Source organism: Janibacter anophelis NBRC 107843 (genome assembly GCF_001570945.1).
GTDB classification, from domain to species: domain Bacteria; phylum Actinomycetota; class Actinomycetes; order Actinomycetales; family Dermatophilaceae; genus Janibacter; species Janibacter anophelis.
In genome coordinates, this window is record NZ_BCSQ01000076.1 from 1 (window position 1) to 13,537 (window position 13,537).

The 13,537-nt window shown below is 73.0% G+C and carries 13 protein-coding genes and 1 pseudogene; 7 read left to right on the forward strand and 7 right to left on the reverse strand.

Features of this window, described 5'->3' with window-relative positions; all coding sequences use genetic code 11:
• A pseudogene (locus JAN01S_RS17240) lies at positions 1 to 967 on the forward strand (hypothetical protein); the annotation flags it as partial.
• Here JAN01S_RS17240 and JAN01S_RS15120 read toward each other — a convergent pair.
• Genes JAN01S_RS15120 through JAN01S_RS15135 form a run of 4 tightly spaced genes read right to left on the reverse strand, consistent with a single transcriptional unit; the run spans position 954 to position 5,095 of the window.
• Positions 954 to 1,880, reverse strand: coding sequence for a hypothetical protein (locus JAN01S_RS15120; protein WP_157075790.1), 927 nt, complete (start codon positions 1,878 to 1,880; stop codon positions 954 to 956). The pseudogene JAN01S_RS17240 and the gene JAN01S_RS15120 sit on opposite strands and share 14 nt — an antisense overlap.
• Positions 1,881 to 1,914: 34 nt before the next feature.
• Positions 1,915 to 3,510 (reverse strand): glycosyltransferase family 87 protein, encoded by a 1,596-nt coding sequence (locus JAN01S_RS15125; RefSeq protein WP_068319464.1) that lies wholly within the window; start codon positions 3,508 to 3,510, stop codon positions 1,915 to 1,917.
• The gene (locus JAN01S_RS15130) at positions 3,507 to 4,208 is read right to left on the reverse strand and encodes a glycosyltransferase family 2 protein (protein WP_068319466.1); all 702 of its coding nucleotides are present in this window, start codon (positions 4,206 to 4,208) and stop codon (positions 3,507 to 3,509) included. Before JAN01S_RS15130 ends, JAN01S_RS15125 begins: the two co-directional genes overlap by 4 nt.
• 2 nt (positions 4,209 to 4,210) lie before the next feature.
• Complete coding sequence (locus JAN01S_RS15135; RefSeq protein ID WP_068319468.1) at positions 4,211 to 5,095, reverse strand: DUF5926 family protein; 885 nt, start codon at positions 5,093 to 5,095, stop codon at positions 4,211 to 4,213.
• Between the two features lie 62 nt (positions 5,096 to 5,157).
• Here JAN01S_RS15135 and JAN01S_RS15140 point away from each other — a divergent pair, with 62 nt between their 5' ends.
• The 5 genes from JAN01S_RS15140 (at position 5,158) to JAN01S_RS15160 (ending at position 9,093) form a co-directional block, all read left to right on the forward strand.
• Complete coding sequence (locus tag JAN01S_RS15140) at positions 5,158 to 5,676, forward strand: ATP-binding protein (protein WP_306305676.1); 519 nt, start codon at positions 5,158 to 5,160, stop codon at positions 5,674 to 5,676.
• A 38-nt stretch (positions 5,677 to 5,714) separates the two neighbouring features.
• On the forward strand, positions 5,715 to 6,212 hold the full coding sequence (locus JAN01S_RS15145) for a hypothetical protein (protein ID WP_068319475.1): 498 nt from the start codon (positions 5,715 to 5,717) through the stop codon (positions 6,210 to 6,212).
• Positions 6,213 to 6,263: 51 nt separating this feature from the next.
• Positions 6,264 to 7,349, forward strand: coding sequence for a ribosome small subunit-dependent GTPase A (gene rsgA, locus JAN01S_RS15150; protein WP_068319477.1), 1,086 nt, complete (start codon positions 6,264 to 6,266; stop codon positions 7,347 to 7,349).
• Positions 7,350 to 7,462: 113 nt separating this feature from the next.
• Positions 7,463 to 8,650, forward strand: coding sequence for a chromosomal replication initiator protein DnaA (locus tag JAN01S_RS15155; protein WP_157075791.1), 1,188 nt, complete (start codon positions 7,463 to 7,465; stop codon positions 8,648 to 8,650).
• On the forward strand, positions 8,647 to 9,093 hold the full coding sequence (locus JAN01S_RS15160) for a hypothetical protein (RefSeq protein WP_157075792.1): 447 nt from the start codon (positions 8,647 to 8,649) through the stop codon (positions 9,091 to 9,093). The genes JAN01S_RS15155 and JAN01S_RS15160 overlap by 4 nt, the downstream gene beginning before the upstream one ends.
• Before the next feature lie 42 nt (positions 9,094 to 9,135).
• Here JAN01S_RS15160 and JAN01S_RS15165 read toward each other — a convergent pair whose 3' ends face one another.
• Positions 9,136 to 10,158, reverse strand: coding sequence for a pirin family protein (locus JAN01S_RS15165; RefSeq protein ID WP_174522301.1), 1,023 nt, complete (start codon positions 10,156 to 10,158; stop codon positions 9,136 to 9,138).
• A gap of 89 nt (positions 10,159 to 10,247) precedes the next feature.
• On the opposite strand from JAN01S_RS15165, the gene JAN01S_RS15170 reads away from it, so the two are divergent.
• The gene (locus JAN01S_RS15170) at positions 10,248 to 11,168 is read left to right on the forward strand and encodes a pseudouridine synthase (protein WP_068319483.1); all 921 of its coding nucleotides are present in this window, start codon (positions 10,248 to 10,250) and stop codon (positions 11,166 to 11,168) included.
• A 179-nt stretch (positions 11,169 to 11,347) separates the two neighbouring features.
• Here JAN01S_RS15170 and JAN01S_RS15175 read toward each other — a convergent pair whose 3' ends face one another.
• Positions 11,348 to 12,976: an MDR family MFS transporter gene (locus tag JAN01S_RS15175; protein WP_068319484.1), complete on the reverse strand. Its 1,629-nt coding sequence runs from the start codon at positions 12,974 to 12,976 to the stop codon at positions 11,348 to 11,350.
• Positions 12,973 to 13,479 carry a MarR family winged helix-turn-helix transcriptional regulator gene (locus tag JAN01S_RS15180; RefSeq protein ID WP_157075793.1) on the reverse strand — a complete coding sequence of 169 codons (507 nt, stop codon included), beginning with the start codon at positions 13,477 to 13,479 and terminating at the stop codon, positions 12,973 to 12,975. Before JAN01S_RS15180 ends, JAN01S_RS15175 begins: the two co-directional genes overlap by 4 nt.
• Positions 13,480 to 13,537: the final 58 nt, after the last annotated feature.

Sequence of the window (13,537 nt, forward strand, 5' to 3'; positions counted from 1 at the left end):
GAGCCCGCTCGCGGGCTTCGTCCCGCGGCTCGTCGTCATCGACCTCGCGATCGTCGCGGTCACGCTGGCCGGACTGCTCGCGCTGGGGCGAAGGGGGGCGCCCGCCTCCCCCTTCGCGCCCGCGCTCGTGCCGGTCGGACTCGTCGCCGGCCTGACCTGGCTGGTCCTCGCGGGCGACCTGCTGCTCGGGGGCCGGATGACGATGCTGTCCGTCCTCGGTCTGCTGCCGCTCGACGGCGGGCGCTTCCACGGGTTCGGCAACGTGCCCTTCGCGATCTTCGTCGCCGCGGCCTTCCTCCTCATGACCGCGGTGGCGAGTCCGCTGCTCGCGGCGGGACGGCGCCGCGCGGCGGTGGTCGCGGTCGCGGTGATCGGAGCCGCGACCTTCCTCGTCGACGCGTGGCTGGGGGCCGACGGCGGCGGGGCGCTCGCGCTCATCCCGTCGGTCGGCTACCTCGTGCTCGCCATGGCGGGGGTGCGGCTGAGCTGGTTCAAGGTGGTCGGCATCGCGCTCGCGACCGGTCTGGGCTTCCTCGCGATGGCGGGGGCCGACTGGCTGCGACCGGAGGAGCAGCGCACCCACCTCGGCCGCTTCTTCCAGCGGCTGCTCGACGGCGAGGCCTGGGGGATCATCGTGCGCAAGCTGCAGACCAACATCGACCTGCTCCTCGGACCGGAGCGCGCGGCCCTGCTCGTGCCCGTCGTGCTCATCGCCGTCATCTGGGTGCTCGCGCGGCCGGACGGGGTCGTGGGCCAGCGGCTGCGTCCCGTCCTCGACGCCCACCCGGGGCTGCGGATCGGGCTGACGGCACTCGTCGTTGCGCTGACGGTGGGGTTCCTGCTCAACGACTCGGGCACGGCGATCCCGGCGGCCGCGGCGCTCGTCCTCGCCCCGGCGCTCGTGGTGCTGTGGGTGGGCACGGGCAGCGCGCCGCAGGAGGGGCGGAGCGCGATCAGGGCGTCGTGAGCTGCCGCGGGTAGCAGGCGTTGGACAGGTCGTCGCCGTCGAGCCAGGGGAACTGGCCCGCACACCACGTCTCGGCGTCCTCGCGCGAGTCGAGCAGCCCGGGATCGACGATCGTCATCCAGATCTTGTCGTCCTCGGGGCCGGCCGTGCTGCCGAGGTCCTCGGCCTTCAGCAGGTAGACCGACGCATCGCCCGAGTAGAGGAGCTCGAGGCCCTGGTGCAGCTCGAGGATGTCCGGCAGGCGGAAGACGTGCGACCCGCTGCCCGTCAGCTGCCGCTCGTCGCGGGTGCCGTCCTGCTTGGCGGACAGGCTCACCGCCCACCGGTCGTCGGTGACGAGCCGGCCGAGCGACTCGTCGCGCAGGTCGGCGAGCTGGTCCGCGGCGGAGGCCGGGGCCGACGTGGTGGTCACGGTGGTCGTGGTCGTGGTCGGCGGCGAAGGGGGTGGTGCCGGGGTCGAGGTCACCGTCACCGTCGAGGCGGTGCTCGTCGAGGCGCCCACGGCGACCGTGGGGTCGTCGTCGCGGGAGGTCAGCCACCACGCCGTACCACCACCGATCGTCAGGAGCAGGATGCCGGCCACCACGGCGGCTGCGACGAGCACGCCGGGCCCGCCACCCCGGGGAGGGGGTGGGCCGTACCCGGGGGGCCCGCCGGTCGTCGGTTGGGCGAAGGGCGCCGCCCCGGGGGATGGTGGGGGCGAGGCGGGCTGCTGGGTGACGAGCCAGTCCTCCCACGAGGTCTCGGGTGGGGCGGCTGGCGGAGGCGCGGCCGCAGTCGGCTGCTGGGCGAGCGTCGGCTGGTCGTCATCCCAGAAGCTGTCGGCCGGATCCGGCTCGACCGGGCTCAGCCGTGCGCCGCAGCTGGCGCAGAAGGTGCCCGTCCCCGATGTCCCGCAGGTGCCACACAGCATGTCGATCCCCGATCTCCCCGGCCGGACCTGAAGTCTACGGCCGCGCGGTGACACCCGACCAGACCGTGCGTGCCCGTCGATACATGACGGCCAGCGCGACCCACACGGCGAGCGTCGCGAGCGGTGAGGCGACGAAGCGGAATCCCAGCGTCACCGTCTCGACGTCGTCGGGCAGCTGCACCCGGCCCGGGACGTACGCGAGCGCGAGCACGGTCGAGCGGGCGACGAGCAGGAGCAGCAGTGGGCGGAAGCGGCGCCACCCCTCCGCCGAGAGCAGGCCGAGCAGGACCGCCGTGGCGAGCCACTGGGGCAACTCGTACCACGGCAGGACGTAGCCGGCGCCGAGCGAGTACGCGGTCGTCAGCACGAAGAGGGCGCGCACCGCGACCACCTCGGTCAGTCCGTCGGTGAGCCGCCACAGGGCGATGGCGAGCAGGACGCACCCGCCGGCGGCGAGCCATGTCGTCGCGGTCCGGGCGACCGGCTCGGAGGTGGCGAGGTCGAGCGCCGTGTACACCGCACGCCACGGCATGGCGTAGGAGATCCCGCCGCCGGCCTCGGTGATCCGCCGCAGGGCGTGGGCGCCGATGAGCAGGTGCGCGGGCACGAGGACGAGGAGCGTCCCGCCGATGAGCCGCAGAGCCGGGGCCACGGCCGAGGCCGCCGGGCGCCTCGACCGCCACCCCCCGCGCATTTCCCCGGGCGGATGCGCGTCCTGGGCGCTGGGTGCGCGCATTTCCCCGGGCGGATGCGCGTCCTGGGCGCTGGGTGCGCGCATTTCCCCGGGGAGATGCGCGTTCTGGGACCGCGCGAGCAGGGCCCAGAGGAGGGCGACGCCGACGACGCCGGCGGTCAGCTTGGTGCTCGCGGCGAGCCCGGTCGCCAGCCCGGCGAGCAGCGGCCGGTGGGCCAGACCGAGCCCGAGGGCGGCGGCCATGGCGCAGACCGCGAGCGTGTCGACGTGCGCGCCGAGGACCCCCGCGCCGAGGACGAGGACATTGGTCGTCCACCAGCGGTCGACCGTGGGTCGATGCGTCCCGAGCCGCACGAGCAGCTCGCGGGTGCCCAGCCACGCGGCGACGACGAGCACCTGCCAGACCCACACGACCTGCCGGGCGACCTCCCCGCCGAGCCAGGCAGCCAGTCCCATCAGCCAGGTGCCGACCGGCCCGTACACGCTCGTCGCCTCGCGCCACGGGTGCTGCACGCGGTCCACGACCGGGTCCGTCCCACCGCGCCAGTCCGCGGGGACGACGGACCAGGGGTCGCCCCCTTCGACGAGGATCCGGCCGTAGGCGGCGTAGTTGGTGTGGTCCGCGGTGCCGAAGGGCGCGGTGAGGAGGACGAGCGCCGCGAGCAGCGCCAGCTGCCACCACCGCAGGCGAAGGGGGGTCGGCCGGCGCACGTGCCGCCACAGCGAGAGCCCGCCGAGGACGTACCCCGTGGTCTGGAGCGCGACGACGGTCCAGCCGCCGAGCCGCCACGGGAGCGAAGGGGGAGCCCAGCCGTCCGGGCCGAGCGGTGGGACCGCGACGGAGGTGCCGCTCGCCCCGACGAGCAGCAGCAGGCCGATCGCGGCCGCGAGCAGGGCCAGCCCCAGCGGGTCGCGGTCGGCGCGCTGCGGCGTCACGAGAGGAATCGCCGGGCGAGCAGTGCGGTCGAGACGTCCCGCAGCTGCATCGCCCGGTGCAGGCGCCCCTTGAGGTCGTGGCCGGTGCGCCGGTGGGTCAGCTCGACGGGGACCTCGACCACCCGCCGCCCGGCCCGCAGCACGTCGACGAGCATGGCCGCCTCGACACCCCACCCGGTCGCGAGCGGGGTCGCGTCGGCGAAGGTCTCACGCGTCAGGGCCCGCATGCCGTTGAGCGGCTGCTCCATCGTGCGCCCCGTCATCGCCTCGATCTGCGCGCGGGCCAGCCGCACGACGCGTCCGGACCCGAGTGAGGAGGCGCTGCGCGGGATGTTGGCCACGGCCAGGTCGGCGGTGCCGGCGAGCACGGGCTGCAGCAGCGGCTCGAGGTTGGCCGCCGAGTCGCCGAGGTCGGCGTCGGCGAAGAGCAGCAGGTGCGGGTCGCTGCCGGTGCGGGTCTCCTCCTCGGCGAGCCGGAGCACGCCGGTCTCGAGCGCGGCGGCCTTGCCGAGGTTGGTCTGGTGGCGCACGACGATCGCCGGGGTCGCCGCGGCGACCTGTGCCGTGCGGTCGCTCGACCCGTCGTCGACGACGACGACGAGGTCGACGGGCTCGAGGCCGAGCAGCGCCGTGACGGTCGCGGCGACGCGGTCGGCCTCGTCCTTGGCCGGCACGATCGCGGCCACCCGCGGCGTCATGGTCAGCGCAGCGTCACCTGCCGCGAGAGCAGACCGGACCGGGCCCGGCGCTCCTCGGCGGTGAGCTCGTCGGTGGACGCGACAGCCGTGGCGTACCGCGCGGCGAAGTCGGCGACCGCGCTCTCGTGCTCCGACGGGTCGGAGTCGGGCGCAACCTCCCAGACCGGCACGAGCAGGCCACCGGCGCGGAAGGCGCCGAGCAGGCGACGCTCCTCGTCGAGGTTGGCCTCCCCCTTCGCCTGGAGCCGGGCCAGGGCCGCGGTGGCGGTGTCCTCGTCGTCGGCGAGGACGTGGCGGATGTAGGTGCGGTCCCCGATGCGGCACCAGTAGGTGCTCGGGGTGCCGGCGATCGCGACGGTCGGCACGACCGACTCGTTGGCGCGCTCCAGCGACGCCGCGGCCTCGCCGGTGACCTCCTGACCGTCGACCCAGAAGTCGAAGCCCTCGTGCACGGTGATCTCGAAGGGGGCGTCGGCCTCGATCAGCTCCTGCAGCCGCGGGGTCTCGGCGGTGCTGCGCGGCAGCTGCTGGATCGGGGCGCCCGGCTCGGCCGCGAGGGCGGTGAGCAGAGCCTGGGCGAGGTCACGGCTGGGGTCGCCGCTGCTCGAGCCGGACTGGCTGGCGATGAGGACCTCACCGGTCTGACGACGCAGGGCCGGCCAGGCCATCGGCAGCACGCTCGCGAGCGTGACGGTCTCGGGGGAGCCCTCGGGCACCGCGTCGGCCTTGAGCGTCAGGGTCGCCGTCGCGGCGGGCAGGATCTCGTAGGCGGCCACCCAGTCGGGCTCACCCGGCAGCCCCTCGAAGGGACGTGCGACGTACGGTGCCGGGGCGACCTTGGGGGTCCTGCCCTGCGTGTCCTTCTTGCGACGAGATGCCTTGCCCATGGCGGTCAGCGTAGGCCCTCCGGCGCGGCCGGGTTGGGCCGCACCGCCGTTGCAGGGACAATGTGCGGGCCAGCGATCGCGACGAAGGGACCCGCAAGCACATGGGCCAGGCACACGACGACACCGGGGACGAGCGGACCGTCGACTCCTTCGGCGGTGAGATCGGGCGGGGACAGGCCCGCACGATCCGCGCCCGGTGGGAGCTGCAGACCGTCACGCGCGTGCGTGAGGCGGTCGCCCTCGACCTCGTCGCCCGCGGTGTCTCGGAGGAGATCGTCAGCGAGGCCGAACTGGTCGCCACGGAGCTGGTGACCAACTCCCTCCGCCACGCCTCGCCGCTGTCCGACCGCACCGTGCGCATCCACTGGAAGGCGCGCGGCGACGCCGTCGAGATCGAGGTGAGCGACGGGGGCGCCGAGACCGAGCCGGCGCCCGCCCCGCGGCAGGTGTGGGCCACGTCCGGGCGCGGGCTGCGGATCGTGCGCAGCATCGCCCACGAGTGGGGCGTGCAGCGTGACGACAAGCAGACGACCGTCTGGGCCGCACTCGGTGGACCCTCCCGCCGCCGGGTCGGCACCTGACCGGCCCCATCCGAGCGCTCCCTGCATAGGCTGCGGACATGAGTTCCGCGTACCCGCAACCCCGCAAGAGCCGTCCCTGGATCCTGCTCGTCGGCGCGGCCATGCTCCTCGTCGCGCTCGTGCTGATCATCATCGGTGCCGTCATGGCGCTCGGCCCGGTCCAGGACCTCGCCGACCAGCCGGAGCAGACCGCGCCGTACGCCGTCCAGCTCGAGCAGGGCGAGGAGGCGGCCGTCTGGTCGCAGACGCCGGGCACGAGCTGCACCGTCGACGGTCCGTCCGGAGCGGTGGCCGACTCCTCCACGGGTGACGCGACGATGACCTGGGGCGACCGGACGCTCGAGCGCGTCATGAGCTTCGAGGCCCGCGAGGCGGGCGAGCACACGGTCAGCTGCACGGCTCCCTTCGTCGTGGGCGCCGACAGCCCGACCGGCGGCATCATCGTGGCCTCGCTCGGGTCGGGCCTGTGCTGCTTCGCCGTCGTGGTCCTCGTCGTCGGGCTCGTCGTGTGGATGGTGCGACGCAACCGCGCCTGACCCCGAAAAACCAGTGGCCGCGGACGGCCACCCGATGCCACCGTGGTCCGGATGAGCGAGACCACCACCCTCACCGACCTCGGCTGGGACGCCGGGAGCGCCGCCGCCCTCGACGAGGCGGCGAGCGGCGCCCCCTTCGTCCTGGAGCCGGGGCGCGTCGGCCGTGTCGACCGCGGCCGCGTCACCGTCCACACCGCCGCCGGCGCACTGCCCGCGCTCGTGCGCCTGCCCGCCGGCACCGAGCTCGAGGACCAGCCGACGACCGGCGACTGGGTGGGCCTGGAGCGCCGCCCCGACGGCGACGTCGTGCGGGTCGTGCTGCCGCGGCGCACCTCGATCGTGCGCAAGGCAGCCGGTGAGCGGTCCGACGCGCAGGTCATGGCGGCCAACCTCGACCACGTGCTCGTGGCGGTGCCCTTCGAGACCAAGGTCAACCTGTCGACGATCGAGCGCTACCTCGTCGTCGCGTGGGAGTCCGGCGCCCAACCGATCGTCGTGCTGACCAAGGCCGACCTCGCCTTCGACCCCGACGAGACGCGCGCGGAGGTCGAGGCGGCCGCCCCCGGCGCCGGTGTCCTCGTCGTCTCCGCGGAGACCGGGGAAGGTGTCGACGTGCTCGCCGCCACCCTTGCCGGCGGGACGACCGCCCTCATCGGTCAGTCCGGTGCGGGCAAGTCCACGCTGGTCAACGTCCTTGCGGGACAACCGGTCCAGGCCGTCTCGGACACGCGCCAGGACGGCAAGGGACGGCACACGACCACCGCGCGCGAGCTCATCCCGCTCGCCGGTGGCGGGGTCCTCATCGACACCCCCGGCCTGCGCTCGATCGGGTTGCACGACGACGGCGAGGGCGTGGCGCTGACCTTCCCCGACGTCGAGGAACTCATCGCGTCGTGCCGCTTCGCCGACTGCGCCCACGAGACCGAGCCCGGGTGCGCGGTGCAGGCCGCGCTGGCCGCCGGCGAGCTCGACGAGCGTCGCTGGCACAGCTGGGGCAAGCTCCAGCGCGAGGCGGCGTGGATCGCCATGCGCACCGACCCCGTGGCCCGCGCCGCCGCCCGCAAGCGGTGGGCCGCGATCGGCCGCGGCGGCAGGGCCCGGGCGGCGTTCAAGCGGGGGCAGGACCCCTTCGCCTGAGGACGGAGCGGACGGTCTCGTCCACGTCCGGCTGCCCGAGCGGGTAGTCCTCCCCATGGAGCCGTCCGGCGGATCCTCCTACGGTGGCCGGGTCCAGACGAAGGGGGAAGTCCATGCCGGTGAGCCATGGGGCCGACACGGCCAGATTGCGCCAGATCGGTCTCGAGCTGAACCGCCAGGCAGAGGTCCTCACGGACATCGGTCCGCGCGGCGCAGGGATGTTGGGGCTGCTCTCGCAGGCGTGGGCGGGACCCGACCTCGAGCACTTCACCGGCAGCTGGCAGCACGTGGAGTCCGTCACGGGCGAGGCTGCCGACCGCCTGCGCACCTTTGCCCGGCAGGCCGTGGAGCAGGCTGACCAACAGGACAAGGGCAGTGGTGCGACGGGCCCTGGCACTCCCGGTGTCGTCCCCGCGGTGGGACCGCCCTCCCAGGTCCCGCCGGTCGCCGCGGAGATGTCAGGTCAGCGTGACCGACAGGAGCCGGGGGACCGCACGCGTGAGGCGCCGGGCGACGCCCGGACGGAGCAGGACAACCGACCCGGCCGCGACTCGTGGGACCGACCCCACCGCACGCCCGAGAGCCTCCCGGGCGAGGAGCGGCCCGAGGCGGGCCCCGCTCTCGGTGAGCCGGTCCCGGGAACCTCCCTGGACGACGAGCCCGATCCTCCGCCGTGGACCCCTGTGGACGGGGGTGCCGGTGAGCACGACTCGGAGTTCGCCGGCCCGATCGACCACTCGGTGCACCAGGCGGCGAGGGTCGGTGCCGACCTGAAGTCCGACGACTGGCCCCATGCCTCGCAGAACCTCGACCACTTCCTGGACAACAACGGCGAGCCCCTCGAGCAGGACGTCGACCAGATGCTCGAGGACGTACCGGGCCTCGACGAGCAGGCCGCCGCCCGGCGGGAGGACCTTGCGGCAGATGCCGTGGCTGACGCCAGGTCCCGGGGGATCACCGGGCCGATCACGTATCCGGTGAGCACGCCGTGGGACTCGTACTACATCACCTCGGCCGAGAGCGCCGACTGGTTCTACGCGACGGGCGGCATGGAGTACAGCCAGACGGGATCGATCACGGTGTACCCGCCGAGCGAGCCCGGCGGCCCGTACCGCTACGAGATGGACACGTCTGTCACCTACCAGGACCAGTACAACTGGGACGGCTCCAAGCAGACGCCGATCGGTCCGCTCACCGTCACCGACGCCCAGCTGGCGTCCCTGCACCGGGCCGGCATCGCCAAGGAATTCGAGATGTACGGTGAATCCTCGACCATGTCGACATCAGGGGAGATCAAGTGACTGTGCGGACCTTCTTCGTCATCGGGGCGCTCGCCCTGACGCTGAGCGCCTGCTCGATGCTTCCCTTCGGAGGTGACGAGGGCACCGAGGACGTCCCGAGCCCCGGCGACGCGATGCAGCAGGCCGGTCTCGAGCTGCCTGCTGGCGCCGAGGGTGTGCGGATCACGTCCGCGGACCTGCCCGATCGACGGCACGCGTGGGCGCTGACCTTCACCGCGCCGAGGGAGCAGGCCGAGGCGATCTGCGAGCCGATGGGCGGCGCCGGACGGCAGTCCTTCGTGCCGAAGATGCACCAAGAGCTCCTCGGCGACCTCGACGCCGGACCCGAGACCCGCGGGTGCAGCGCCTCGACCGGCAACGGCGGACTCTGGGGCCGCTTCGTGCTCATCGAGCCGGGCGACCCGGCCACCGTCCACGTCTCACTGCAGCAGCTGACCCGCTGACGCGCTCACCTTGGCCGGTGCTGCAGTGGCTCGCGGGGCTCCTCAGAGCACATCGTGGCCGGGGTGTCCGCCCTTCGCCATGGCCTCGGCGATCTCGAGGGCAGGGCGGACCTTGGGCGTCTTGGGGATGACGCCCAGACGCCCGGCCTGGAAGTCCTCGAAGGCCGTGACGAGCTCCTCGCGGGTGTTCATGACGAAGGGGCCGTAGGCCGCGACGGGCTCGCGGATGGGTCGGCCGCCGAGCAGGATCACCTCGAGCGACGCGCTGCGCGAGTCCTGCTGGTCGTCGGCCGCGATCTCGAGCGCGCCGCCGGCGCCGAAGACGGCCAGCTGGCCCTCGCGGATCGGGCGACGGTCGGGACCGACGACGCCCCGGCCGGAGAGCACGTAGGCCAGGCCGTTGAAGTCCTCGCGCCACGGGATGTGCATCCGCGCACCCGGGGCGATCGTCGTGTGGATCATCGAGATCGGGGTCGTCGTGATGCCGGGGCCCTCGTGACCGTCGAGCTCGCCGGCGATGACGCGCAGCAGTGCGCCGCCGTCGTGGCTGGAGAGCAGGCCGACCTGCCCGGAGCGGATGTCCTGGTACTTCGGGTCGGACATCTTCTGGTGGCTCGGCAGGTTGACCCACAGCTGGAGGCCGTGGAAGACACCACCGCTCACGACGAGCTCCTCCGGCGGAGCTTCGATGTGCAGCAGACCCGACCCGGCGGTCATCCACTGGGTGTCACCGTCGGTGATCAGGCCGCCACCGCCGTGGGTGTCCTCGTGGGCGAAGGTGCCATCGATGATGTAGGTGACCGTCTCGAAGCCGTGGTGCGGGTGCCAGCTCGTGCCGCGGGCCTCGCCGGGCGCGTACTCGACCTCACCCATCTGGTCCATGTGGATGAAGGGGTCGAGCCGGGCCATGTCGACACCGGCGAAGGCGCGGCGCACGGGGAAGCCCTCGCCCTCGAAGCTCTTGGGCGCGGTGCTCACCGACAGCACGGGCCGCGAGACGGTGTCGGGCAGCGGCTGGGTGACGCGGGGCAGGGTGAGGATGTCGTCGACGGTCACGGCGGGCATCGGGTGCTCCTTCGGTTGTGGTCGCCTGTGACAACAGTAGTTGAAAATCAAACATTCCGCAGCGGGTCCGCAGCGCCTACTCTCGCCGCGTGCCCCCTCGTTCCCCGCTGCCCGCCCGTCACGGGCTCGATGCTGCCTGGGTGCGCACGCCGGACCACGACCACGGACGTCCGCGCCCGTGGACGACGATGGCCGCCTGGCTGGGGCACAAGTGCCCCGTCGGGGTCGACGTCGACGGCATGCTCGCCGAGGAGAGGTTCGTCTACGGGGACGGCCGGGCGGTGCTGCCCGAGGACCCCTACCGGCCGCACACCTTCGTGTGGTTCCACCGGGATCTGCGGGACGAGCCCGAGGTGCCCGGCGAGCTGACGGTCCTGCACCGGGACGAGCGGCTCGTCGTCGTCGACAAACCGCCCTTCCTCTCGACGATCCCGCGGGGGCGGCACGTGCGCCAGAGCGTCGTGGTCCGGCTGCGCGACGAGCTGGGGCTGCCCGAGCTCTCCCCGCTCCACCGCCTCGACCGGGTGACCTCGGGGGTGCTCCTGCTCGCGACCGAGCGCCGGTGGCGCGGCCCGTACCAGACCCTCTTCGCCGACCGGCAGGTCGACAAGACCTACCTGGCGCTCGCGCCGTGGCGGGAGGACCTGCACTTCCCCCTCACGGTCCGCAACCACATCCGCAAGACGCGAGGGCAGTGGCAGGCGCAGGTCGTCCCCGGTGCACCGGTCAACGCCGTGACGCAGATCGACGTCGAGGCGCGCGACGGTGACCTCGCGGTCTACCGGCTGACCCCGCACACCGGCCGTACCCACCAGCTGCGCCTGCACCTGCACGACCTCGGCATCCCGATCGTCGACGACCCCCTCTACCCGGAGGTGCACGAGGTGTCGGTCGACGACTTCTCGCGACCGCTCCAGCTGCTCGCGAGCACGGTGGGCTTCGTCGACCCGGTCGACGGGCGCGAGCGGTGCTTCGCCAGCGAGCGCCGGCTGCCGCTCTCCCCCGGTTGAGCGGTCGTGGTGAGCCGAGGGTACGACGACACGCTCGCGGGATGCGCTGTCGCGGACCCGCGGTCTGCGGTGTGGGCACGCGGGCGGACGGGCGAGCATGTGGTCGTGCCCGCGAGTAGGTGGACCGAGCCCTGTCCGCGCGAGTCGCGGGGACAGGGCTGCAGTGCGGACGAACGGGGTCAGCCCCGCGCGGTCCCGACTGCCGCCGGCTCGGCGCCCCGCGGGTCGCTCTCGCCGGACTCGCTGGCGTAGGCATCGAGCACGTGCTGCCCCGCGTCCTCGACGGGGTGCTCGTCGTTGGTCTCGCGCAGCGGACGGTTGGGGATGAACATCGTCGCGACGAAGACGACCGCGAGGATCGGCAGCCCGAGCATGAAGGCGTCGTGCAGCTGCTCGGCCAGGCCCCACCGGACGGCCTCGGCGACGGTGGGCGGCAGCTGGGAGAGCGCGGCCGGGTCGAGCACGGCGCCGGCGTCCATCTGCTGCGCGCCAGCCGGCATGCCACCGGGCAGGTGCGAGGCGATGCGCTCCTGCAGCCCACTCGACATGACCGCACCGAAGATGGCGATGCCGACGGTCGAACCCACGTTGCGGAAGAACTGGGTCGAGGCCGTGGCGACGCCCATGTCGCTGCGGGTCACCGCGTTTTGCACCACGAGCGTGTACTGCTGCATCGCCATGCCCAGGCCGATGCCGATGACGACCATCGAGCCGGTCAGCTGCAGGCTCGTCGCGTTGTGGTCCAGACGCGTGAGGAGGAAGACGCCGACGGCCATGATCGCGATGCCCGTGAGCATGAAGGGCAGGTAGCGCCCGGTGCGGGTGATGAGCATCCCGGTGACGATGCCGCAGACGATGAAGCCGAGCATGAGCGGCATGAGGATCAGGCCGGAGTTGGTCGCGTTGACCCCGATGACGCCCTGGGCGTAGACGGGGATGTAGATGATCGCGCCGAACATGACCATCGCGACACCGAAGGCGGCGACGAGGCTCAGGCTGATCGTGCGGTCGGCGAAGAGCCGCAGCGGCAGGACCGGCTCCTCGGCGCGGCGCTCGACCAGGACGAAGGCGACGAGGGCCACGGCACTCAGTGCGAAGAGGGACAGCGACTCGGTGGAGCCCCAGGCCCACGTGCTGCCACCGAAGGAGACGGCAAGCAGCAGCGCGACGAGTCCGGTCGTCAGGGTCGAGATGCCGAGGTAGTCGATGGGCGCCTTGCGCGGGGTGTGCGGCACGTGGAGGAAGCGCGCGATGAAGAAGAGCGCGACGACGCCGATCGGCAGGGTGACGAAGAAGAGCCAGCGCCAGCCGAGGTGGTCGGTGACGACGCCACCGGCGAGCGGCCCGGCGACCGAGGTGACGCCGAAGACGGCGCCCATGAGGCCCTGGTACTTGCCCCGCTGACGCGGCGGGATGATGTCGCCGATGATCGTCTGCGACAGCGGCATGAGCGTGCCCATGCCGAGGCCCTGCACGGCGCGACCTCCGACGAGCATCCAGAAGTCCTGGGCGAAGCCGGAGATGACCGAGCCGATCATGAAGACGACGATGCCGCCGAGGTAGAAGGCGCGCCGGCCGTAGAGGTCGGAGAACTTGCCGACGATCGGCACGGTGACGGCGGAGACGAGCATGGCCGCGGTGGCGACCCAGCTGTAGTGGTCCATGCCGCCGAGCTCGGAGACGATGCGCGGCAGCGCCGGCCCGACGATGGTCTGGCTGACCGAGGCGACGAGCATGCCGAGCATGAGGCCGATGAAGACCCGCTGGTTGGCCGGGGACAGCTTGTAGGGGGCGGGGGAGGTGCTCAAGAGGCGCTCCTTCCGGAGCTCTGGTGCGAAGGGGGGAGCCAGGCCTCGGCGTCGGCGGCGAGGTCGTGGCTCAGGCGGGTGAGGAGACGGTCGAGCTCGGCCACGTCGGCCTGCGGCCAGTCGCCGAGGATCGTGCCGAGCATCCCGGTGCGGGCGACGCGCTCCTCGTGGAGGGTCGTGCGCCCGGCGGCCGTGAGGCGCACGGTGCAGGCGCGCCCGTCGCTCGGGTCGGGCAGCCGCTCGAGGAGGTCATACCCCTCGAGGTGGCTGACCCGGCGGCTGATCGTCGACAGGTCGTGGCCGAGCGCGCCCGCGAGCTTGGAGATGCGGATGCCGGGCTCGTGGGGGCAGTGCTCGAGGACCCCGAGGAGGGCGTAGTCGGTGCGACCCATCGCCTGGGGGTCGGTGGCCTGCCGACGGGCGATCATCCTCGCGAACTGCCCGAAGACCCGACCCAGCGTCTCCTGGAGCTGGCCCGTGTGGTGTGGGGTGGTTGTGTGCACCCATCAACCATATGCCTGCATGGCGCAAGCATCCAAATCGTCACGTGGGTCGAGGTGC